The organism is Flavobacterium sp. UBA6135 (assembly GCF_002428305.1).
GTDB lineage: Bacteria > Bacteroidota > Bacteroidia > Flavobacteriales > Flavobacteriaceae > Flavobacterium.
On the sequence record NZ_DIVJ01000016.1, the window covers coordinates 1 to 22,489 of the forward strand.

Here is a 22,489-nt window from a genome sequence, read left to right on the forward strand (position 1 = left end):
GACACAGTTTATTGAGCATACTCAACTTGAACAAACATCCTGTTTAAAAAAAAAAAAAAATACTTGCTATGTTTTCCTAGTTTTAAACGATAAATAAAAAACTAAGCTTCTTAGCTACTTTTTCCCAACTAAATTCTTTTCCACTTTACCATCTTTCATAATCACTAAAAACCTTTCCTCAGGACGGCCAATCAAGTCGATGTTTTCTAACGGGTTGCCATCCACTAAAATTAAATCAGCAAAAGCTCCTTGTTTTATAATTCCGAGTTCACCGGAGTAGGGACTTCTTTTTCCGGAAAGGGCTAATAATTGAGCATTATCATACGTGGCCATTTTTAAAATTTCATAAGGTGTAAACCACGTTTTAAGTTTTAACAGATAGGTGTTTTGTTCTTCATTCAACCAAGGTTCAAATAGAAAGTCAGTACCCCATGACATTTTTACTTTCATTTTTCGAGCCATTGGCAAAAGCAGTTGTTGACCCTCAATCACCGGCTTGCGTTTTTCTCTTCGCAACGGATCCATATCGGGCGTATCTTCAACAAGGTATTGCGTACTCAACCAAACGTCTTTCTTTTTGATGAGTCGTAAGGTTTCTTTGTCTAAGAGTTGTCCGTGTTCGATACATTTCACACCGGCTTTCACTGCTCTTTGAATGGCTCTTGGGGTATAGGCATGAACGGTCACATAAGTACCCCAATCTTCGGCACTTTCTACTGCAGCCAGCATTTCGTCAAAAGTATATTGGGTAACATCCACCGGGTCATAGGCAGAGGAAGTACCACCTCCGGCCATTAGCTTAATTTGACTGGCACCCGACTTTAAATTTTCGCGTACAGCGGTTAACACTTCATCGCGTCCATCAGCAATGAAAGAAGCCCCAAAATGCTCGGCTCTGGAAACGGGTCCAAAAAAGCGTCGCGAACGTTCCTCAGGAGTACGTAAGTCACCATGACCTGAAGTTTGACTGATCATGGCTCCGGAAGGCCAAATGCGAGGCCCTTTGATAGTACCTTTATCTATAGCTTGCTTTAGTTCAAAAACGGGACCTCCCACATCTCGTACAGAGGTGAAGCCACGGAGCAACATTTTTTCGGCTTGTGGTACTATTTTTCCAAACAAAACTTCAGGAGATGCATCAGGAGCCATCATGTCCCGCATGGTTAAAGCTCCGAATATCATGTGAACATGAACGTCTATTAATCCCGGCATAAGCGTTTTGCCGCTGCCGTTAATCACTAACGTGTTAGGACCACCCTCGAAGGGTGTTGCCGATAGAGCAGCAATGCGATTGCCTTTTACTAATACATGGTGTTGGAGGAGTAGGGTTTTATTTTTTCCATCAAAAACGGATACGTTTTCAAAAAGTATTGCGTCATAGGATTCTTGTGCAAGTGCACTTATTCCGGATGTCAACGTACTTAAAAGCAAAACTGTCTTTAGTAAAAAGCGAAAACCAAAAAGGGAAGAGCGTTTCATATAAGAAGAGTGTTGAAAAGTTAGCACTTAAAATTATGAAAAAAAGTAATTAAACACTAGTTAAAATAATTGATGTAAAGCGGTGTAACAATTTATTAAGTGCTGACGCTGTGAAATAATCTTACCATTAATTAGCTAATTCTTTAATAATTAGTTGATTTAATTCGAATTTTTATCAAAGATGAACAAATTGTCGCGTTTGTCTATTTACTGTTTGCTAATTTTAAGTGTTTCTATTTTACCATTATCTTGTTCGATAGTAACCAAGTAAATACCGTTAGAATAATTTGAAAAGTCAACTTGATTTAGGTTGCTTTTTTCAGTGATAATTTTACCCGTAATTTCCTGTATTTTTAGATTTTTAACCGAGTGGTTTAAATGTAAAATATCTTTAACAGGATTTGGATAGGCGATTATTGTATTAGAAACGGAATCAAAATTAGTAGTAGCGAGTACGTTGTCACCCAACAAACGAATGGCCGAAAAGGAGGAAGCACCTCTGTAATGGAAAAAACTACCTCCTACCCAAATTTTATTATCCGGTTGAATGACAACGGTAGTACAACTACCTTCTGTAAAACCGCTTGTTGATAAACCGGAAGTACCAATACTACTAACATCAAAAGATACATCTTTGGTACCATCCGGATTTAAACGTATAATTCTTTTTTGAGGAATACCGTCAAAAGTATAGAAATAGCCTCCCAGAAGAATTTTGCCATCTTCTTGAATCGCAATTGTTTTTGTACCGGGTAGGTTAACATTAAAACCGGTATCAGTACTTCCATCATCATTTAAGCGAATAGGGATTAGCGAAGCAATGATTATTTTTCCATCAGATTGTACAGCAATATCTTTGACTTCAAACCCAAATCCGCTACCGATATTAAATTGAGCGTTTTTTGTACCATCGTTATTTAAGAGCAACAATCGATTTTGATTTTGACCATTAAATGAAGTAAAGTTTCCACCAACTAAAATACTGCCATTAGGAAGAAGGGCAAGCGAACTAACTTTATTATTAAGTGCGTCACCTGCAACAAAATTAGTGTCTTTTGTTCCGTCTGTATTCAAGCGAGTAAGATAATTTTGAGGACTTCCGTTGAACTGAGTAAAATTTCCACCCACTATGATTTTTCCGTCCGGTTGAAGTAAAATTGTTTCAACGGTGTTATTAAATCCGGTTCCGATAGTAAATCCGTTGTCAATTGTACCATTACTGTTTAATCGGACTAAATGATTAAACGTTTGGTCATTATATTCTGTAAAATTTCCGCCTACAATAATTTTAGTATCCGTTTGAACCGAAATGGAAGTAACTGTATTATTGAAGCCTGAACCTATTGAAAAAGTGTTATCTATTTCTGCTTCATCATTTAAACGCAGTAATCGATGCTGCACTAAACCATTAAAACGGGTAAAATTTCCCCCAAGAAGTGTTTTGTTATCCGGTTGTAAAGCAATGGCATTCACTTCATCATTAAGTCCGGTATTCAAATTAAACGAGTTGTCAATAGAACCGTCCATATTAAATCGTCCAACTCCATTTTTCAACCCATCCATTCGATCACTACTCATGACTCCTCCAATTAAAATTTTATTATCCGATTGGATATGAATATTTCGCAAAGAACTGTTATGTATTGAATTTATGAAGGTATAGTCAATACTTCCATCTAAATTTAATCGCACAATCCTTTTTATATCGTTACTAACAGTAAATGGTCCTACACCTAAAATCTTTCCGTCAGCTTGTTTTGCAATTTTTAATGGACCGGAATTACTTGTGTTAAAAAAATTGGTAAATGAGGTATCGGTACTTCCATCGGCATTTAGTCTGCATAATCGGCCAAAATTTTGTCCGTTCCAATTACCAAAACCACCACATAGTATTATTTTTCCATCAGCTTGAAGAAGAATATCACTAATAGTGCCATTGTCATTTGAACCCAAGCCAATATCAAATGAGGTGTCCTTTGTTCCATCAGCATTAAAACGAATTAACTTTCCGGGACCGATACCATTAAAAGCGGTGAAAGAGCCTCCTGCAATAATTTTACCATCGGGTTGAACAACCACTTTGTATATGGGAGTTGCCGAGTTTGTTGGTGCAAAACCTAAAGAGCCAAAATCAAAAGTAGGGTCTATGGTTCCATTCGAATTCAGTCGAACCATACTTTTTTGATAGTGTTCATTGACTAGATAAGTACCGGTTCCACCTATTACAATTTTACCGTTTGCTTGAATAGCAATGGAATAGATGATATTTCCGAAAAACCCAATAAAAGAAGCGTCTTTACTTCCATCAGGATTGAGTCTTACAAGGTTACTCACATTTTCACCATTCATTTTATTGAAATTGCCGCCTACAATTATTTTACCATCAGCTTGTATTGCTATATCATTAATGAATCCGGTTTCTGAAAAAGTACTCATTTGAAAAGTGGCGTCAATACTGCCATCACTATTGTATCGTAAAAGTCGTCCTTCAGCTTGAACATAACCATCTACTTCTTTCAAATACCTGCCACTTACAATAATTTTCCCATCTGCTTGTTCCATAATTGCTTCTCCATCATTTATGCCAATAAAACCACTACCAACAACCCTATCAATATCAGCAGGGTTTTGTGCGGTACAAATAAAGGATAACAATAAACTGAAGTAAAGTAATTTTTTTCTCATCGATTTCATTTTTATGAAAAATATAGTTTTATCAAATATAAATAAAATGAAACAAATGAGTAAGTTGTTTCTTAAAAATTAACTAGAATAGTGTACTCCGGAGCTCAAGGTATAGTTATACCGTTATCAATCCAATCCCATCAAAAAAAAGCCGAAACATCACTGTCTCGGCTTTTTCATAAACTTAAATTAGTATCAATTAAAAAGACTCCAAGCTTATTCTTTTACCAGTTTTTTCACAATGGTAAATTGATTTTCAGTTACAATTTCCACAACATACAGACCTGTGGTTAATCCTGAGATGTCAATCACAGTTTGATTAGGTGTGCCTTTTTGTTGGAGTACCACTTGTCCCAAAACATTAATCAAACGAACGGTAGCAATGGTAGTTGTAGTATTGTTTACAGCTATTGTTACTTGGTCATTTGCTGGGTTTGGATACATCATAAAATGAGATGCTGTCACATCATCAACGCCTAAAGTAGTTACAAACTCCGTGGTACACGTATTGGTTATGATAGGATCATTGAAGTCAAAATAAATTTGAGCGGTATTCGGGATGACATCACCCACGGCATAGCCGGCTTTTGGTTTGATTTTGAAATGCACATACCCCTGACTGTCTTGCGAGCTTACTAATTCCGGCACCAAATTGATTGCTGCAAAGGTCCAGGTAAGGTCGCTGCCGATGCGGTTCATGGTGTAGGCGTGACTGGCACTAATCATACGAATGCTGTTTTCATCCAGTTGACCGTCTAAGAAATCAGTAATGATAACCGTTTCTGCGTTAGCTGTTCCGGTATTTTGAAAACGAATGGTATAATACAAATAGTCATCCGCACCAAAAGTGCTGATTTGAATCTCCGGTCCGTGAGCTTCCATTTTATCGTTCGGGTCAAATGAACCGCTAACGGTTTGTAATAAAGAAGCAGAATTGTTATTGGCATTAAAATCACCAACACTAGTGGAACTAACGCTGTTGGTCAATTGGTCACCCAAAGAAACAGTTGGAATAGTAGGAGTAAGCAATCCTACTTGTATGATTTGGGTTTCATTAGGAGCTAAATTGGTAAAGTTATAGGTAAATCCATTTGCCGTTGCAACTGTACCTGCTTGTGATACAGATGTGATGGTTAGTACAGGATCTTTTTCATAAGTCAATGTACCCGATGCCGGAACTATACCGTTGTTTTTATAAGTTATTTTATTTGTATACGGGAATCCCGGATTAGGTCCAAAAGTTGCCGTTAAGTTTACTTCCACATCGTTATACGGTTGTGTAACAGTAATAGGGAAATAATACACATTGTTACCACTTGCGTTAAAAGTAATGTTGGAATGTGAAGTAGTCGTATTGAAATAAGCCGCTACTTCAGGATAGATTTGATAGGTGAAATCATAGCTGTCTGTGGCATTGTCCACTACAATGTAAGTAATACCGCTAGGAGAATATGTAACATTTATTTCAGGAGCATCGTTCACATTGTGATTGAAGGTACCCAAGGTAAAAGGGTTTTCACCACTATCTTTCACACCATTTCCATTACTATCGATAAAGGCTTCTAATTGAATTACATTTTGGCATTGGTTACCAAAAGCAAAACTACCACCTTCTAAGAATACAGCACTGTCAAAGATGTTATCTAATCTGTCTGCAACCACCAATTTGATTCGGTATAAATTGTTAGGAATCACAACGCTGGAAGCAGTCATAGGATGTGTTAAACCGTTAAAATTTACGGCAGCACTATAAATGCTTGACCCATTAACACCATAAAAATCAGCAAAATACTCGGAATTTACAGATTGGCAACTAGTGTTGAAAGCAACATCTCTAATAGTAACCACTGAAACCGGAAGTTGAGTGCCCGGAACAACTGCTAAATTTGTAGTAATACCCGTTGCTACATCCGTTAGTAAGAAGGCAAAAGCATCGGCAAAATTACATTGGAATGTTCCGTATTCTTCCGAAGCAAAAATAAAATCAAAACTGATGAAGTTGCTCTCCGGCATAAAATCAAATTCAATTTTAGAGGCATTTTTGGAATTCATGGCTTGACCTGTTGCCGCAAGTATGATATTGTTTAAGTCATTGTCACCAATCCAACTGGTAGACCCTTCACTTAACGTAGTGAGGTTAAAACCCGGAATGTTTTCAACGTTTCCGGAACTTAATACAATTCCTTCAGCAAATGGAAAGTTGGAACCGCTTCTGTTGAAATAACCAATTCCATTAACCGAACCAAAATTTGTACCCGTAACCCAAGAAATGTTTGAAGCAAGGGAACAATTTACATTAATCAATACATTTTCAATTAATTGTGGTACGGTATATTGAGTTGTACTTACAGCGATTGGCGAATTAGGAGTGCTGATACATAGATTAAATGTAGCAAAGGTATTTGGTGCATTCAAACTGGAATACACACGAATGTAATAGGTTTGACCCACCACAAAGTTGCTATAAAAACTTGTGTCAGGATCACTACAATAAACTGCTGTCAAATCATTACAAGGACTCGTAGTAGCGGTAAACGAAAAAACAGCGTGATTCAAATTGGTTGTAGAACCCACTACATTGGATAGGGAGATGATATGCGATTCCTGAGTAGCTGTAAATTGAAACCAAACATCATCATTTGGCGTACCTGGACAAGTATTAGCTTGCTGTGATGGTGTTGCACCGGTAATAGTACCGGCAGTGACAAGAGTACAACTCGAATTTGTATTAACGTTTACAACTTGTGCATTTTCACAATTGTCATTAGTAGGAGGTGGAGGCAGTTCTCTTACGCAGATATTAAAAACAGTAGTTTGAGAAAGAGCGTTTGCATTGCTATACACACGAATATAATAGGTTTGACCCGGAGTTAAACCTACAGCAGTACTTATATTAGGGTCACTACAATACACTAGGGTTAACCCATCACATCCTACAGCGGAACTTCCTGAATAAACAGTGTGGTTTAAATCAGAAGTGGACCCCAATATATTTAACAGTTCAATGGAATGCGAAGTTTGCGTGGCAACAAATTGAAACCAAACATCATCATTCGGTGTTCCTGTACACGTATTCGCTTGTGGTGAAGCTGTAGCACCATTTATGGTTCCTGATGTTGTCACAGCACAACTCGTATTGGTGTTAACGTTTACAACTGTGGCATTTTCACAAGCATCATTTGCAGGAGGAGTAGGGGGTGTTTCACAGGTTACGTTTAAGGTAAAAACACCTTGATTGGTTGAATATCCAAATACATAGACATAATAGGTTACTCCTGAAGTTGCTGCAAAAGTAACTTGAGATCTGCTTGAACAAAAGTCGTCATTTCCGGTTACACAAGTAAAAACGCCACAAGAACCGGTAAAAACTTGAATTTTTGTATCATAGGTTGAATTGCATAACGATAACGTTGTGTTTGATCCGGTACCCGTATAGGTGTACCATAGTCCACCTGCACCGGGACCTGTGCCACAGGTAAATGTCGGAGCTCCTGTTGTGGTAGCATTTACTGTAGTTTGCGTCACCGAAGAGCCACAAGTGATTGCGATAGCATCTGCACATAAATTATTAGTAGGAGGACAAAAAGATTGTGAAAGTGTCTGACTGTTAGAAAAACAATTAGAATCGGTTGTGTCTTGAGCATTAATAATAACAGGAGTTCCATTTGGAAAAGGGCCAAACTGGACCGTTCCAGGTGCTGTTACTATTTGAGAAAAACCGCTCTGATTGGAGGTTACTGTAATGGAAGAAGCACTTCCCATGTTAGCAATGGTGGTGATCACATTGAATTGCTCGCCATTAGTACAATCAGATACCACACTATAATTCGAGGTAAAGTTCGTACAAGTATTTTCAACAATTGAAAGGGTATATAAGGTGCTTTGTGAGTTCGTACTAGTTGCCCAAGTAGAAATTGCTATATAATAGGTTTGTCCTGCAGTAACTGGTAATATAATAACTCTCGGATTAGTATTTGAATTAGCTACACCGGCGATACAACTGATTCCGATATTAGCACAACTGTTATAAATAAACAACCCCGACCAAGTGTTTGTTGGCGTCATGGTTATTGTCACAGGGGTGTTACTTGTGGCTGTAAAAGTGTAAAACACATCGTCTCCATTCAAATATGAATTAGAAGAACCACAACTGGCTGTGCCCGCTGTCCCACTATAATCATCACCATAATTGGCTGTATTATCCGTAGTAGTATAAGGTAAAGTCGAAATAGGAATAGCCGTGCTACATACTTGTCCCGGAGCATTCTCTTGAGAGAAAACAGAAAAAGAAAAAAATAAGGCAAAAAAACAATAGAGTAGTGTTTGTTTCATTGGTTTTTTGGTTTGGTTGTTGGTTATACAATACTATTAAAATTTATTTGAATATCCTAGAAATGAGGTGCTAAAAAGGCATAATGAATGGAATTACTGAATAGTAAGTGATAACCGTTAAATAATTTTAGTTAATCCATTTCTTCAATAGCTCTTTGTTTTGCTATTCAAGTCTAAGCGTCTTATTTTCTTAATATTAAAATATAAAGTGAAGTTCTTTAATTAAAAAAACGAATTTTCTACATCAAATTTGTTTTCTGTGAGGTATAAAAACCTCAGTATCAATATGTCTATTTTGAAGCTTTTTTTTTAAACTAAGTTGCTATTAATGGATAGTTCTATAATACCTTCTTTTATTTTTTATTCATATTGTTATATTATTCACCTTAAAACATTATACTTCTATTTATTTTAAAAAGCTAGTGTCTTATTTATCATGAAGTTGTGATTTTTTATACTGCTTATTTTACATGAATATGTAAATGATACAACCATTGCAACAAATGATACAATGCATTTCAAAGCATAACCTCTGACCTTTGTTAACCTATCTTACTATAGAAAAAACAACATTTTTATGTCTAAATAAAGAAGGATAATAATACAATCTTGTTGGCGTCCAACTAGTTCAAATCGATTAGTTGAACAAAAAGTAATAACATTCAATTGTAACAATCAAAACTATAATAAATGAATACAACAAAAACAAGTTTCAGTAAAAATGGCCAGTCAAATGCTACTCACATGAAACAGACACCTGAGAAAGTAAATACGACCAAAAGTAAAATGCAAGCTTCACAATTGATGCAATTATTTGAAGAGGAGCTGAAAGATATTTATTGGGCTGAGAAAGCATTAACCAAAGCTATCCCAAAAATGATTAAAAACGCTACATCAGAAAAATTGATTGATGCCTTAACCAACCATCTTGTGGAAACAGAACAACAAGCCAAACGAATTGAAGAAATTTTTAAAATTCTGGGTAAAAAAGCAGAAGCTGAAAAATGTGAAGCTATGGCAGGTTTGATGAAAGAATCGGATGAAATTATAGAAGCGTGCGAAACGGGAGCAATGCGTGATGCAGGAATTATTTCTGCAGCACAAAAAGTGGAACATTATGAAATTGCTTCTTATGGCACATTGAGCCAATTTGCTCAAACTTTGGGGCTAAATGACATTGTCAAGTTACTGGACGCTACTTTACAAGAAGAAAAAAATGCCGATCTAAAATTGACAGAAGTGGCTGTAGATGCCGTCAATGTTGAAGCAGCAGAAAAAAAAGCATAAATTAAAAACAAGTTTTAGGTATCAATTAAATCCTCAATAATAATCAATTAAACAATTTAAAAATGGAAAATTCAAGAAATGAAAATGGAGATTTTGTAGACAGATCTTCTGAAAGAAGAGTTTTAACAGGAATGTTTCGCGACCGTGAGAGCACTGAGAACGCGTATCATACCTTAAACGAGAGAGGATATTCTAAAGATGATATCAATCTAGTTATGTCTGATGAAACAAGAAAAGCACATTATAATGAAGACAATATCTCTGATAAAACAGAAATTGGAACCAAAGCCGCAGAACATGCCGGAAAAGGATCGGCAATTGGTGGTACTATTGGTGCTGTGGTAGGAGTTATAGCTGCTATCGGTACTAGTGTTGTGATTCCGGGACTAGGTATTTTAATCGCCGGACCAATTGCAGCAGGATTAGCCGGTGCAGGAGCCGGTGGTTTAGCTGGTGGTCTAATTGGAGCCTTAGTAGGTTCAGGCATACCGGAGGCAAGAGCTAAATTGTATGAATCAGGTATTAAAGAAGGAAATGTAGTGATTTCAGTTACTCCGAGAAATAATGAAGATGCCGAATATTTAGAACAAAATTGGAAAACCAATCGTGGTGAGGAAGTGCACTATTAGAAGTAAAAAATTAAAGGTAAGGAATTAACGTTCTTTATTTTTTAGTAACAAAATAAAAATTTATAATATGAAAAAGCAAAGTAAGATAAATTCATTCCTTTTGTTTTCAATTTGTTTAGCAGGAACAGTAATTTTGGTTACCTCATGCAAGGATACAAGAACCGATGAATCAAGAACAAATGCCGAAATGGATAATATTTCAAATAATGAATCAGTCAACGATCAAACGATTTTGGTTGTAGAAAATGATAACAATGCTAAATTTTTGATGGATGCTGCTGAAATGCAATTGGAAGATATTAGCTTGGGAAAGCTAGCTCAACAACAAGGCAATTCACAACATATCAAAGAATTGGGCAAGTTAATGGAAGACGAACATAACCGTGCTTATCAAGAATTAACTACCTTATCACGATCGAAATCAGTAGCCATACCAACTTCAATTACAGAAGACTCAAAAAAGAATTATGATGAATTAGCCGGTAAAACTGGAAATGATTTTGGTAAAACGTACAGCCAAATGATGGTAGACCATCATAAAGATGCTATTTCCTTATTTGAAAAAGCAGCCAATGATTCTGAAGATGGTGATATCAGAACTTGGGCATCGAGCAAATTAATTACTTTTATAAAACATCTTGAACATGCTGAAGTCGCTAAAAAGGAGAGTGATAGAATGAAATAGTAATGAAAAGCATCAAGGGGTTGTAAAATAACGATGATGTATTATTATCCGATGTTTAGTAATTAGATCAAATTTTAAACTACCCTAACAAAATTGACATTTAAGTCAATTTTGTTAGGGTAGTTTTTATATATAGAGTCTTACTTTATATAAAAGACTATGTAGTGTGCTTTTTAACTCCAAGCAGCCACCCTAAATACGCCATTGGGAAATACACTACTAAATCGACTACTGTAAACCAAAGAGGTGAAGGCAATATCATAACACTGGCAATTCCACCCAATAAAAACAAAAAGCCAACAACTAAGGCTACTTTCAATTGATTAGTAACAGCTATTTTAGTCGCAACAAACGCTCCAACCAAGACACCTAGAGCATGGGCCAAAAAAGGTAACAAAAAATGTTTGGGTTCAAACAAGTGCATGGTCGCTTTAAGACCTTCCATGGTGGTGACATCACCGCCTTCCGGTGGAGGAATGACATAACCGCTCAGTTGTATCAATGCCATGTTTACCAAACTGCCTAAAGCAAAACCGAGAATAACTGCTAGAATGTTACGAACTATCGGATACATAATTTTTTTTTAATTGAATAAAGGTAGAAAAAAAAGTTTTAGGTTGTCTGAAGACTGTTATCGAACTTCGCTTTCGGGTTTTAGGTCAGTTATTAGTACAGTTTGAATGAAAGCTAAAACCCTTCAGGTTTCAAGACAAAATAAAATTGTGCCTTTAATTATTTTCCTATGAGCTTTATTCGGTAAGATCTTAATTCACCTTAATTTCTTGATGTTAAATATAACCTTTAGTGCTCTCTTTGTTTTCTGTCAGAAAAAAACTCAGCCCCTCAGCCTCTCAGCCCCTCAAAAAAAAACCATTTCATAAACCAAAATTCTTCCTTATATTTGAGCACCTATGCAACCAATAAAAATTATCGAATGTCCACGTGATGCCATGCAAGGCATTAAATCCTTTATTCCAACGGAACGAAAAGTGGCTTATTTGCAAGCTTTATTACGCGTAGGTTTTGACACACTGGACTTTGGAAGTTTTGTCTCACCAAAAGCAATACCCCAAATGGCAGATACCGCTGCCGTATTAGCACAACTCGATTTATCGCAAACGCACAGTAAATTATTGACCATTATTGCCAATACCAAAGGAGCAGAAATGGCAGCGGAACATGATGAGATACAGTATTTGGGTTATCCGTTTTCCATTTCTGAAAATTTCCAAATGCGTAACACCCACAAAACAATTGCAGAATCGATTGTTACTTTACAAGAAATTTTAGCTATTGCAAACAGCACCAACAAAGAAGTGGTGGCCTATTTGTCTATGGGTTTCGGAAATCCATATGGCGATCCGTGGAATGTGGACATTGTAGGGGAATGGACAGAAAAGTTGGCTGCTATGGGTGTAAAAATTCTGTCGTTATCAGATACTGTTGGTAGTTCAACACCCGATGTGATTAGTTACTTATTTGAAAATTTGATTCCGAAATACCCTGCTGTAGAGTTTGGAGCCCATTTGCATACTGTCCCTGACAAATGGTTTGAAAAAGTAGATGCAGCCTACAAAGCAGGATGCCGTCGATTTGACGGAGCCATTCAAGGTTTTGGCGGTTGTCCCATGGCTAAAGATGACCTAACGGGTAACATGCCTACCGAAAAATTACTATCTTATTTTACTACCCAAAAACAAAACACCAACACCAGCCCAATGAGTTTTGAAAGTGCTTATAATGAAGCAACAAAATTGTTTGGGGAGTTTCATTAGAAAGTTGTGGGTTCCGAGTTACAGGTTTCAATAGGAACAAAATATAATTTTGTATTTTAGTGCCTTATTTTCTTTCTGGCAGAAGAAAATGAAACAAATGAAAAAACCTTTATGGCCATTAATGAAATAAAGCAAAGCGTCTTATTTTCGTAATGTCAAAAAATAATGCATTCCAATTTTAGACGCTAATTGCAAGAATGACTTCATTTTTTCTATTTCTTTAATTTTAAAAATTGGTATTCTAAAATGAAATAGATGTCGTTTTTTAGGTTATGAATTGACACCTAATCGGTATTATCCGCGTTCCAATCACAACCTAAAAATTCCTCCAAAAGTAATAATCTGTTGGAAAAACCAAAACTCTTGCTGGGCTTTATCTGCTTTCGAATTGGTAGTTCGAATATCCTGCATATTGATATAACCGCCTTTTAATTCCATTTGCAAAAAAAAGTGTTTAAAGAAAGTAACATTCAATCCCGCTTTAGCGGAAAGACCATATCCGGAAACATGAAACTCATCATAACGTTCTTTTCCTAGCAACGTTGTATTGGTTTTCGGATACAATAATCCGGCTCCTATACCTTCTGTGATATTGATTTGAACCTTATCGGTATTTGGTAATTTAAACCAAGATGAAATATCATCCACTCTTGAAATTTCGGTGTTCACGTAGTTTAAACCATCGGTATGTTCAAATTTTAAAAAGTCTTCAGTTAACAAAACCTGCCCGTTGGGTAAAGTCTCACCATACGAACCGGGGTTGGGATAATAGCCCGTCAAGTGTACAGCTCGATTTTGATACATGACATACTTCATGTGATCCACACCAATAGAGATGTTGTAATGATCTGAAATAAAATAACCAAATCGCAAATTGGTTTGTGGAATCGTCATTCGCAATGGATTGATGTAGTCACAATGCCAACCTTTAGGTTTGTCATGAGCTGTGACATTATGAAGGGTGAAGTCATAATCTTCTCCTCTAAACCGAATATCTGATTTGGAGAAACTTTCTCTATTTCCTCCCCAATAGATATAAAATTTACCTTTGTTGTGGGCTGTGTATTTTTCTGGAGTAGACAAGATGTCTTGGGCAGATATGTGTTGAAAAAAGGCACAAAAAAAGAACACAATCAATAACGATTGCTTTTTCACTGGGTTAGTAAGTGAGGGTTAGGTTAGAATTGATTAATAGTGGTTCGAATGGCAACTAATTTGGTCATTAAATCTTCAAAATAATCCAAATGCAGCATGTTGGCTCCATCACTTTTGGCATTTGACGGATCAAAATGAGTCTCAATAAAAATACCGTCAACTCCGGTAACTATTCCGGCTTTGGCAATGGTTTCTATCATGTCTGGTCTTCCACCGGTTACACCCGACATTTGATTGGGCTGTTGAAGTGAATGCGTGACATCCAAAACAGTGGTAGCAAATTGTTTCATAGTTGGAATTCCTCTAAAATCTACTATCATGTCTTGGTAACCAAACATCGTACCTCTATCAGTAACCATCACATTTTCGTTGTGACAATCCAACACTTTTTGAACGGCATGTTTCATACTTTCCGGACTCATAAATTGTCCTTTTTTTAAATTTACGGTTTTTCCGGTTTTAGCAGCCGCAACTACCAAATCAGTTTGACGAACCAAAAAAGCAGGAATTTGAAGTACATCAACATAAGCGGCAGCCATAGCCGCATCTTCATTGGTGTGAATATCTGTAACGGTTGGAATTCCAAATGTTTGAGAAACTTTTTGTAAAATTTTTAAAGCTTTTTCATCACCAATGCCTGAAAAACTGTCAATTCGCGAACGGTTCGCTTTTTTAAAAGACCCTTTAAAGACGTAAGGAATTTTTAGTTTATCCGTGATAGTAACCAAACGGTCGGCAATTCGCAAAGCCATTTCTTCGCCTTCAATCGCACATGGTCCCGCCAAAACAAAAAAGTTTCCGCTATCGGCGTGTTTTATTTGAGGTATTTTATTGATATCCATATTCAAAAGTTGATGTGCAAAAGTACGAATTTTTAGCAAAATAAAAACACTTCTTAGTTGTCCTCATTTTTTAACGTTAATCCCATAGGAATCAGTAGTTTTCCTTTTTCAAAACTGTTGAAATAAAGTACTAAAGGTTTGGTGTTTCCAGGCCAGGTAATCTCGAATACTTCCAACATGCCGGCACCAATGTCACTGCGTTTTGTGGGGAAAGGACAGCAACTTTCTAATCTTTTATAAGTAAGAGGCTCACCATTAGGTCCTGCTAATGCACGAATAAAACGACCCGCATTGATGGTGTCATTTAACGTATTGCGATAAAAAATATTAACGGGATAAGTAGCGTCAAACCCATATTTTTTATCACTACTGTATTCTGTCAATACAAAGGTGTTCTTTTTTGTCAAAACCGGAGTGGGAGCGGAGTCGTCAATATTTTTAATACTGTTTTTTGTGCTGATACACGAAGTAAACAGCAAGGAAAATAGTAAAAAGAGAACAAATTGATTTAGTTTCATGATGTGCGTGGTTTGCTTTTGAGAAAAAATGAAACAATCGCTGCCGTAACAATTCCTACTGATAACGCAAAAAATACCGTTTGTGTGATATAAGAAGTCAAATTATAATAGGAATGAGCACTTTCTTCCGTCATAATTTCTTTTTTAACGATGTATATAACATAATTATCAAAGAATTCAGGAGCAATTGCCGTATGAATGATATATTGGCTCAACGGCGTAAGTACTGTGATAAAAACAGAAAGAACACAACCACTAACAAAGCCTTGCCTCCATTCCATATGTCCCATAAAAAAGTGTTTCTTTTTGTTATAAATAGCAAAAAAATAAATAGCAAAAGCCACTAAAGCAAATAAGAAAGAAAACGAAGCATGTGAAGCAATTTTTTGGTCATAATAACCTAATTTTTTTTCCAGAATAGCCCAAACGATTACGGCCAAAGTAAAAACAACAGACCATTTAATTTCAATAGTAAATTTTTTCATAGTTAAAATTTCAAATTTGCTATCAAAGGTAAAAAATTTTTTAATTGCTCGATGCAGCCTATTTTTTTAGCAAGTCCAAAAGGGAATGCTTATTTTTGTCAAAACTTTTTAGGTATGGAGTTCTTATCACAAACTTGGCATTGGTCTATTTCCGGTTTTTTAATAGGAGTAGTCATGCTGTTGTTAATTTATTTTGGAAAAACTTTCGGTATGTCATCCAACTTACGTTCGTTATGTTCAATGACAGGAGTAGGGAAACGGGTTGCTTTTTTTGATTGGGATTGGAAAACCCAACGCTGGAATTTAGTAGTTGCCTTAGGTGCTTTTATTGGCGGTTTTATAGCCGTTACTTACTTGCATGACAGTTCCAATGTAGCCATCAACCCGAACACTATTCAACAAATTGAAGCAATGGGTATTGACGCTCCTAAAGGTAAATTACTACCTGATGCTTTATTTCAGGACCCTTCACCATACATGATTTTTATTTTGGTATTGGGTGGCATGTTAATTGGTTTTGGCAGTAGGTATGCCGGAGGATGTACTTCAGGTCACGCTATTTCTGGATTGAGCAACCTGCAGTTGCCTTCGCTAAAAGCCGTTATAGGTTTCTTTATCGGTGGTTTAGTAATGGCTCATTTTCTTTTACCTTTAATTTTTAACTCATGAATTTACTAAAATATTTACTCGTAGGCATCTTGTTTGGTATTGTTTTAACTAAAACCGAAGCAGTTTCATGGTACCGAATTTATGAAATGTTTCATTTCCAATCGTTTCACATGTATGGAATAATCGGTACAGCCATAGCTACCGGACTAATAGGCATACAAATTATCAAAAGAAAACAACTGAAAGACCTGCACGGACAACCCATTGAAATTTTAGATAAAGAACAAGGAAACGTACGCTATTGGTTCGGCGGTATTTTATTTGGCTTGGGCTGGGCATTGGTTGGGGCCTGCCCCGGACCATTATTCATACTCATTGGAGCTGGTTTTTATAACGTGCTTTGGGTTTTAGGCGGTGCTGTTTTTGGCACTTTCCTGTATGGTTTAGTAAAAGAAAAATTGCCTCATTAATTAAATTTTCTAATTTATTAGGAAATAATAACTGCCAAAACTCTTCATTGGACTCTTTCAAACAACTATCAAAATCCGAATTAATCCGTTCTATTCTTAAAATATACCGGTCGAAAGACAGATCGCTTTATTGCATTTTTTTTTCTAATCACTCGTTTTTTACATACTCATTGATAATTTTTTGAAAATTCCGAATATGCTTAACTGTAGAATTATTTGAGCAGTTTTTGCACCCCTAAGATAGCATCAAAATCGGTAATATTATAATCCAGCTTGTTCAGACGAATATAGGAGATCTTGTACTTCCGATAAGGAATTTTTTAAGTGCTTTAAGGTTGTTTTAAATCGATGTAAAGTACCTCAGGCATACTATTTTGCCTATTAATTCTTTCATTCTGTTATTGTGGCCTTCAAGAATTGGAATTAGCATTCTTACATTTTCATCATCTTCAAATAATATGTTTTGAAAGTTTTCAATAGTTAGTTCTTCATTTTTACGTAGGAGTTGTAGTTTGATACCAAGTGCTTTTGATTGCATCATATTCAGGTAGTTGTTAATTGAACGAGCTTCTTCATTATTACCTTTCATTTTAAGTTGTTCGTGATACCATTTTTATTTTTCCCTAAACTTTTTCGAGCTGAATTCTAGTCTTTGACCTTTTATAGTGAGACGTACGTAAATGGGTAATTTGCCCACAGCAGTCAACTTTGTGCTTTTAGCATAGAAACATAAAGTGATTTTTTTTTCGTTGTGGTTACTTATTTAGTATTCAATTTAAATTTCTGATTAATACCAAACAAGATGTTCAGCTTTTGAACAGGATATTGAATTGGTCAAAGAACAGTGTTTTTAAGGCTTAAGAAGATTTAGCGAGACCCTAAAATAGAGAAGGTTTTAGGGTCTCGATTTTGCTCCTCAAGATTTATGATTAAATGAATGATTTCAAGTTGTTGGAAATGAAAAAACCCTACTAATACTAAGATTTGCAGGGTTTTTAGGCTTTTTGTTTTTTAAAGTGTGGGGAGAGCAGGATTCGAACCTGCGAAGATGTAATCAGCGGATTTACAGTCCGCCCTCGTTGGCCGCTTGAGTATCTCCCCATTGCATTAATGCGGTTGCAAATATAGAATTGTTTTCAAACATTGCAAACCATTCCTTTAAAATAATTGGATTATTTTTTTAATCTCTTGAAATAAAGGAATATAAAAACAAACCGACTTTAAATGAAGTAAACAAACAGTCATTTAAAGTCGGTTTAGTGCTAATTTTAAAGCTTACACTCCTAAAAGTTCAGCTATTTTAGCTCGAAGAGCATCACCTCGTAAATCTTTTGCAACGATGGTGCCGTTTTCATCTAAAATAAAAATAGCAGGAATCGACTCAACACCATATAGTTGTGCAATTGGATCTTTCCAATGCTTTAAATTAGACATGTGAATCCACGTTAACTTGTCAACAGCAATAGCCTGTTTCCAAGCAGCAGCGGCATTTTCCTGATCTAAGGAAACACCAATAATTTGAAGTCCTTTACCTTTAAAGTCATTATAAAGTGCAACCATATTCGGATTTTCTATACGACAAGGTTTACACCAAGAAGCCCAAAAATCGATAATAGTTACTTTACCCAAGTTTTCTTTTAACGAAATGACTTTGCCATCCGGATTAGGTGCTGAAAAATTAGGAGCTTCTTGACCAACGTTTGAAGGTAATTTTGGAGCTACAAAATTTAATTTTTCAAGAGCTGATTTCCCCGGTTTTGTATTCTTTAAAGTCTCTGATAAGTTGTCATACCATTTTTTTAATTCAGTTTTATCTTCATCAGGCATGCCCGCAAGGTGATCTAAAAACAATACAGATATGAAGGATTTAGGATGATTCTTAATGTGTTTTTTGCCAATAGCAATCATCTCGTCTTCATATTTTTTGTTTTCTTTAATCAAGGCATTTATAACGGCTGTGTCTTGTGTTTGTTGAGCCTCCATCCATTTTGAATTGTTTTCTTCTTGAAACTTTCTTCTTTTTTTGTTTGAAGCTTCACCTTCTTTAATGTATGCCAAATATTGGTCATTACTATATGTTCCTTTTACACTGCTTCTATGCAAACTATCTTTGTAAGCAATGATAGAAATAGTACCTTTTTCAGCAATAAATGGCAGCTTTCCGGGGACTTCTTTAAATTGGATGTATTGAAATTCAGGTTCTGAAAATTCATTTTTGAACGTAAATTTTCCGTCCTTTAGCGTTGTAGAATCAAGTGCAATAAACTGGCCCAATTCGTTTTGGCGTTCAAGGATAATTTTGGTATTGTCATCAAGTCCTTCAATAGTTCCGATAACTTCAAATTGGTTCTCTTTGAGTTGGTTACAAGAAGTTAAAAAAGCCGTCATGGCTAAAAGTACAAACAATTGTTTCATAAGAATGTAGTCGTTATTAATTTTTTCCAAAATTATAGAATTTTATCAAGCAGTGAGAGTTTTTTATCTTTTATTTAATAGATTTTTACAGCTAAAATTTCTTATAAATAACCATACAATGAACTGATATTAATGGCTTAATGTTAAAGAAATATGATTTCTTTCGAAATACACTTATCTTCGCAAAAACAAATTTACCTTGATGAAAAAATACGTTTATACGCTTTTGGTAGCTTTAGTGGCCACCTTTTCTTTTAGCCAAGTAGTTATTAATGAATTGGATTCTGATACACCAGGTATCGATGACAAAGAATTTGTAGAGTTAAAATCTACCACACCTTTCTTTTCTTTAGACGGTTATGTATTAGTTTTTTTTAATGGAAACCCCACTGCGAGTAACGCTAACAGAAGTTATTTAACCATAGATTTATCAGGATTAGTTACCGATGCCAATGGCTTAGTAGTGATTGGAAGTAATTTGGTTGCTCCGGTTCCACAACGAATTATTCCTGATAATTTAATTCAAAATGGTGAAGATGCTGTGGCTATTTATTTGGGAACTCCCAATGATTTTCCTGACTTTACTTTAGCTACTACCACCAATCTTATCGACGTGTTGATTTATGATACTAGTGATCCACAGGCTACGGGGTTGATGAATTTGTTTAATGTATTTGTTCAAACCAACGAAAATCAGTTTGGTCAAGCGGCCAATCATTCCATTCAACGAAAAAACGACGGAACTTATGAAGTAAAACCACCAACTCCTGGGGCGAACAATGATGGGAGTGGCATTCAATTTAACGGAATAACTATAACTGTTAACACGGCACACAAAAACGAAGGCGATAGTTTTAATATCACCTTTACCACACAAAACCCAACCGTATCCGATTTGAATTTTAGTTTTTTGCTGAATAACGGAGGGTTTAATGCAGCTGATTTTACCGGAAATTTAAACGTTTTTATTCCGGAAGGTGGTACAACGTTCACCACAACCATCCAAATTATTGATGATGAATTGGATGAAGGTGATGAAGAAATGCGTATCCGTTTTGGAGCTGTACCCGCTGGTTATGTTCGAATGAATGACAATATTTACATTCGGGTGATTGATAATGATTTTTCGGTTTCTCCATGGGGAACGCCATTAAATCCAACTTATGGAGTGGTAACAAGTACTGCTCCGGTCGGATACTACGATTCGCTGAACGGAAAAGCAGGAGCAGAATTAACTCAGGCTCTTCAAGATATTATTGCCAACCCTAATGTGGTGCGTGCTCATAATTATGGGGACATCACAACTATTCTTAGAATCGCTGACCAAAACCCAACCAACAATAACCAGGTGTGGTTAATGTATGTGGAACAACCGCGAGCCAAATTGGATTTTCAAACTACAGGAAGTAGTGTAGGTAAATGGAATAGAGAGCATATTTATCCGCAATCGAGAGGTGGGTTTTCAAACGGAACAAGCGATATTGCTGATGGAATTGATGTTTGGTTACCAACTAATGCCAATGATATTTTAGCAGGTCATGCTGATGCTCACCACATTAGAGCGGAAGATGGGCCTGAAAACAGTTCACGAAATAACAAAGATTATGGCTTAAATGATTACAACGGTCCGGCCGGTAATTTGGGAAGTTGGAAAGGCGATGTGGCTCGTGCTGTTTTTTACATGGCCGTACGATATACTGTTTTAAATGTGGTGAATGGTAATCCACCGGATTCAACTTTACATCAATTGGGTGATTTGGCAACACTTTTAACTTGGAATCAAACAGACCCTTCTGATGATTTTGAAATGAACCGAAACAATTATATCTATACATGGCAATACAACCGAAATCCGTTTATTGATTTACCACAATTGGCAGATTATATTTGGGGAGCCAATGCCGGTCAGGTGTGGCAAGGTAATTTGAGTGTAGAAAATCCAACCCCTTTGGATTTCTCGATTTATCCCAATCCGTCATTAGGGACAGTGACACTTGCCGGTGTGGAAGGAAACTATTCGTATGAAATACTAGCCATTGACGGACAACGAGTAGCGGCAGCTATCGCAAACGGCGTGACTACATTAACTTTAGATTTAGCATCAGGAATGTATTTCATCAAAGTAACTTCAAATGATAAAACATCTAGCAAAAAAATAATTATAAAGTAAAATATTCACCACATAATTATAAGAAAAAGGGCTAGATAGCCCTTTTTTTATTTTACATACAGAAGGTCATCATTTACTCGCAGTTTGTCATTCCGAATCAAGACGGATACCATAATCAAAGTTGCCCACTACTTATCTTGCCCTTTTTTTCATTCCGAGGGATGTCGAAGACAACCTAGGAGTGTGCTAAGTAAGGCCGTCTATCATCCCAAATGACGTTTTTACTAATCTCAAATAGCTTAATAATTCTATAATAGAAACACATCTCATAATTTAAAGTAAGATTAATAGTAAGCCTTTTTTCAAAAACACCAACCACTACGAACTAAAACAAAAAAATGTTAGAAATTTAATACCTACTATTCTTAATTTGTTTACCTTTAATAGGTTGGCTATAAAATAGTTAATAATCAAAACCTTTAAATGAATTAAATTATGAAACAAAAATTTTTAAAACCCATGACGTTGGGTATTTGCATGCTGCTAATGGTTGCCTGCAACACAAAATCGGAAGCTCCAGTAGAAGAAGCTCCAGCTGTTGATGCGGATGCCATCAGAACAGAAATTCAAACATTAGAAGATGCTTATGCGGCAGCCTCTAATTCAAGAGATGTGGATGGTATTATGACGTATTACTCCGATGATGCGATCAGTTATCCATCTGAAAAAGCACCCGTAGTAGGAAAAGAAGCTATGAAAGCTTCCATTCAAGAAGATTTAGTAAGCTATCCAAAAGGATCTACTGTTTCTTTTGCGGTGAAAGACTTATTTATTTCCGATGATGGAACTTTAGTAACCGAGATTGGTTCCTACACCGCTCTTGATTCCCTAGGTAACAAGACCAGAACAGGACATTATATGAGTCTTTTTGAAAAACGAGATGGGAAATATGTGTGCATCCGTGATATTAGTACGCCTGACACGCCATTAATGACAAAACAATAAGCTAAAAG

General features: G+C 36.1%; 18 protein-coding genes and 1 tRNA gene. 8 read left to right on the forward strand and 11 right to left on the reverse strand.

Annotation, left to right across the window (positions count from 1 at the left end; all coding sequences use genetic code 11):
• Positions 1 to 114: 114 nt before the first annotated feature.
• The 3 genes from B3L86_RS04880 to B3L86_RS04890 all read right to left on the reverse strand — a co-directional run bounded on the left by B3L86_RS04880 (position 115) and on the right by B3L86_RS04890 (position 8,496).
• Complete coding sequence (locus tag B3L86_RS04880; RefSeq protein ID WP_291115694.1) at positions 115 to 1,479, reverse strand: metal-dependent hydrolase family protein; 1,365 nt, start codon at positions 1,477 to 1,479, stop codon at positions 115 to 117.
• A gap of 207 nt (positions 1,480 to 1,686) precedes the next feature.
• The gene (locus B3L86_RS04885) at positions 1,687 to 4,164 is read right to left on the reverse strand and encodes a T9SS type A sorting domain-containing protein (RefSeq protein WP_291115697.1); all 2,478 of its coding nucleotides are present in this window, start codon (positions 4,162 to 4,164) and stop codon (positions 1,687 to 1,689) included.
• A gap of 216 nt (positions 4,165 to 4,380) precedes the next feature.
• The gene (locus tag B3L86_RS04890) at positions 4,381 to 8,496 is read right to left on the reverse strand and encodes a DUF7619 domain-containing protein (RefSeq protein WP_291115700.1); all 4,116 of its coding nucleotides are present in this window, start codon (positions 8,494 to 8,496) and stop codon (positions 4,381 to 4,383) included.
• 690 nt (positions 8,497 to 9,186) lie between these two features.
• Here B3L86_RS04890 and B3L86_RS04895 point away from each other — a divergent pair.
• The 3 genes from B3L86_RS04895 (at position 9,187) to B3L86_RS04905 (ending at position 11,097) form a co-directional block, all read left to right on the forward strand.
• Entirely contained in the window at positions 9,187 to 9,783 is a 597-nt protein-coding gene (locus B3L86_RS04895; RefSeq protein ID WP_291115703.1) for a ferritin-like domain-containing protein, read from the forward strand.
• A gap of 62 nt (positions 9,784 to 9,845) precedes the next feature.
• Positions 9,846 to 10,412, forward strand: a complete 567-nt coding sequence (locus B3L86_RS04900; protein ID WP_291115706.1) for a hypothetical protein — start codon at positions 9,846 to 9,848, stop codon at positions 10,410 to 10,412.
• A gap of 67 nt (positions 10,413 to 10,479) precedes the next feature.
• Positions 10,480 to 11,097 carry a DUF4142 domain-containing protein gene (locus tag B3L86_RS04905; RefSeq protein WP_291115709.1) on the forward strand — a complete coding sequence of 206 codons (618 nt, stop codon included), beginning with the start codon at positions 10,480 to 10,482 and terminating at the stop codon, positions 11,095 to 11,097.
• A 157-nt stretch (positions 11,098 to 11,254) separates the two neighbouring features.
• Here the strand turns inward: B3L86_RS04905 and B3L86_RS04910 are convergent, their stop codons facing one another.
• Positions 11,255 to 11,671 carry a hypothetical protein gene (locus B3L86_RS04910; RefSeq protein ID WP_291115711.1) on the reverse strand — a complete coding sequence of 139 codons (417 nt, stop codon included), beginning with the start codon at positions 11,669 to 11,671 and terminating at the stop codon, positions 11,255 to 11,257.
• Between the two features lie 337 nt (positions 11,672 to 12,008).
• Between B3L86_RS04910 and B3L86_RS04915 the strand changes: the two genes are divergently transcribed.
• A complete protein-coding gene (locus B3L86_RS04915; RefSeq protein WP_291115714.1) occupies positions 12,009 to 12,872 on the forward strand; it encodes a hydroxymethylglutaryl-CoA lyase in 864 nt (287 codons plus the stop codon).
• 309 nt (positions 12,873 to 13,181) lie between these two features.
• Here the strand turns inward: B3L86_RS04915 and B3L86_RS04920 are convergent, their stop codons facing one another.
• The 4 genes from B3L86_RS04920 to B3L86_RS04935 are packed head-to-tail and all read right to left on the reverse strand — an operon-like array spanning position 13,182 to position 15,872.
• Positions 13,182 to 14,006, reverse strand: a complete 825-nt coding sequence (locus B3L86_RS04920; RefSeq protein WP_414655123.1) for a hypothetical protein — start codon at positions 14,004 to 14,006, stop codon at positions 13,182 to 13,184.
• A gap of 44 nt (positions 14,007 to 14,050) precedes the next feature.
• Positions 14,051 to 14,869 carry a 3-deoxy-8-phosphooctulonate synthase gene (kdsA, locus tag B3L86_RS04925; RefSeq protein WP_291115720.1) on the reverse strand — a complete coding sequence of 273 codons (819 nt, stop codon included), beginning with the start codon at positions 14,867 to 14,869 and terminating at the stop codon, positions 14,051 to 14,053.
• 53 nt (positions 14,870 to 14,922) lie between these two features.
• Positions 14,923 to 15,387, reverse strand: coding sequence for a 2-dehydro-3-deoxyphosphooctonate aldolase (locus B3L86_RS04930; RefSeq protein ID WP_291115723.1), 465 nt, complete (start codon positions 15,385 to 15,387; stop codon positions 14,923 to 14,925).
• Positions 15,384 to 15,872, reverse strand: a complete 489-nt coding sequence (locus tag B3L86_RS04935; protein WP_291115726.1) for a DUF4199 domain-containing protein — start codon at positions 15,870 to 15,872, stop codon at positions 15,384 to 15,386. The genes B3L86_RS04930 and B3L86_RS04935 overlap by 4 nt, the downstream gene beginning before the upstream one ends.
• A 114-nt stretch (positions 15,873 to 15,986) precedes the next feature.
• Between B3L86_RS04935 and B3L86_RS04940 the strand changes: the two genes are divergently transcribed.
• Both B3L86_RS04940 and B3L86_RS04945 read left to right on the forward strand, forming a co-directional pair.
• Positions 15,987 to 16,541, forward strand: a complete 555-nt coding sequence (locus B3L86_RS04940; protein WP_291115743.1) for a YeeE/YedE family protein — start codon at positions 15,987 to 15,989, stop codon at positions 16,539 to 16,541.
• Positions 16,538 to 16,951: a DUF6691 family protein gene (locus B3L86_RS04945; protein WP_291115728.1), complete on the forward strand. Its 414-nt coding sequence runs from the start codon at positions 16,538 to 16,540 to the stop codon at positions 16,949 to 16,951. Before B3L86_RS04940 ends, B3L86_RS04945 begins: the two co-directional genes overlap by 4 nt.
• Before the next feature lie 340 nt (positions 16,952 to 17,291).
• Here B3L86_RS04945 and B3L86_RS04950 read toward each other — a convergent pair whose 3' ends face one another.
• The 3 genes from B3L86_RS04950 to B3L86_RS04960 all read right to left on the reverse strand — a co-directional run bounded on the left by B3L86_RS04950 (position 17,292) and on the right by B3L86_RS04960 (position 19,396).
• Positions 17,292 to 17,540 (reverse strand): hypothetical protein, encoded by a 249-nt coding sequence (locus B3L86_RS04950; RefSeq protein WP_291115731.1) that lies wholly within the window; start codon positions 17,538 to 17,540, stop codon positions 17,292 to 17,294.
• Positions 17,541 to 17,970: 430 nt separating this feature from the next.
• Positions 17,971 to 18,052: transfer RNA gene (locus B3L86_RS04955), tRNA-Tyr, on the reverse strand.
• A 174-nt stretch (positions 18,053 to 18,226) separates the two neighbouring features.
• On the reverse strand, positions 18,227 to 19,396 hold the full coding sequence (locus B3L86_RS04960) for a TlpA disulfide reductase family protein (protein ID WP_291115734.1): 1,170 nt from the start codon (positions 19,394 to 19,396) through the stop codon (positions 18,227 to 18,229).
• A gap of 172 nt (positions 19,397 to 19,568) precedes the next feature.
• On the opposite strand from B3L86_RS04960, the gene B3L86_RS04965 reads away from it, so the two are divergent.
• Together B3L86_RS04965 and B3L86_RS04970 are read left to right on the forward strand one after the other, a co-directional pair.
• On the forward strand, positions 19,569 to 21,536 hold the full coding sequence (locus tag B3L86_RS04965; protein WP_291115737.1) for an endonuclease: 1,968 nt from the start codon (positions 19,569 to 19,571) through the stop codon (positions 21,534 to 21,536).
• 435 nt (positions 21,537 to 21,971) lie between these two features.
• Positions 21,972 to 22,481: a YybH family protein gene (locus tag B3L86_RS04970; protein WP_291115740.1), complete on the forward strand. Its 510-nt coding sequence runs from the start codon at positions 21,972 to 21,974 to the stop codon at positions 22,479 to 22,481.
• Positions 22,482 to 22,489: the final 8 nt, after the last annotated feature.

Coding starts and splice junctions, on each gene's coding strand:
- B3L86_RS04880 (WP_291115694.1), bottom strand. CDS start 1,479: ATGAAACGCTCTTCCCTTTTTGGTTTTCGCTTTTTACTAAAGACAGTT.
- B3L86_RS04885 (WP_291115697.1), bottom strand. CDS start 4,164: ATGAGAAAAAAATTACTTTACTTCAGTTTATTGTTATCCTTTATTTGT.
- B3L86_RS04890 (WP_291115700.1), bottom strand. CDS start 8,496: ATGAAACAAACACTACTCTATTGTTTTTTTGCCTTATTTTTTTCTTTT.
- B3L86_RS04895 (WP_291115703.1), top strand. CDS start 9,187: ATGAATACAACAAAAACAAGTTTCAGTAAAAATGGCCAGTCAAATGCT.
- B3L86_RS04900 (WP_291115706.1), top strand. CDS start 9,846: ATGGAAAATTCAAGAAATGAAAATGGAGATTTTGTAGACAGATCTTCT.
- B3L86_RS04905 (WP_291115709.1), top strand. CDS start 10,480: ATGAAAAAGCAAAGTAAGATAAATTCATTCCTTTTGTTTTCAATTTGT.
- B3L86_RS04910 (WP_291115711.1), bottom strand. CDS start 11,671: ATGTATCCGATAGTTCGTAACATTCTAGCAGTTATTCTCGGTTTTGCT.
- B3L86_RS04915 (WP_291115714.1), top strand. CDS start 12,009: ATGCAACCAATAAAAATTATCGAATGTCCACGTGATGCCATGCAAGGC.
- kdsA (WP_291115720.1), bottom strand. CDS start 14,869: ATGGATATCAATAAAATACCTCAAATAAAACACGCCGATAGCGGAAAC.
- B3L86_RS04930 (WP_291115723.1), bottom strand. CDS start 15,387: ATGAAACTAAATCAATTTGTTCTCTTTTTACTATTTTCCTTGCTGTTT.
- B3L86_RS04935 (WP_291115726.1), bottom strand. CDS start 15,872: ATGAAAAAATTTACTATTGAAATTAAATGGTCTGTTGTTTTTACTTTG.
- B3L86_RS04940 (WP_291115743.1), top strand. CDS start 15,987: ATGGAGTTCTTATCACAAACTTGGCATTGGTCTATTTCCGGTTTTTTA.
- B3L86_RS04945 (WP_291115728.1), top strand. CDS start 16,538: ATGAATTTACTAAAATATTTACTCGTAGGCATCTTGTTTGGTATTGTT.
- B3L86_RS04950 (WP_291115731.1), bottom strand. CDS start 17,540: ATGAAAGGTAATAATGAAGAAGCTCGTTCAATTAACAACTACCTGAAT.
- B3L86_RS04965 (WP_291115737.1), top strand. CDS start 19,569: ATGAAAAAATACGTTTATACGCTTTTGGTAGCTTTAGTGGCCACCTTT.
- B3L86_RS04970 (WP_291115740.1), top strand. CDS start 21,972: ATGAAACAAAAATTTTTAAAACCCATGACGTTGGGTATTTGCATGCTG.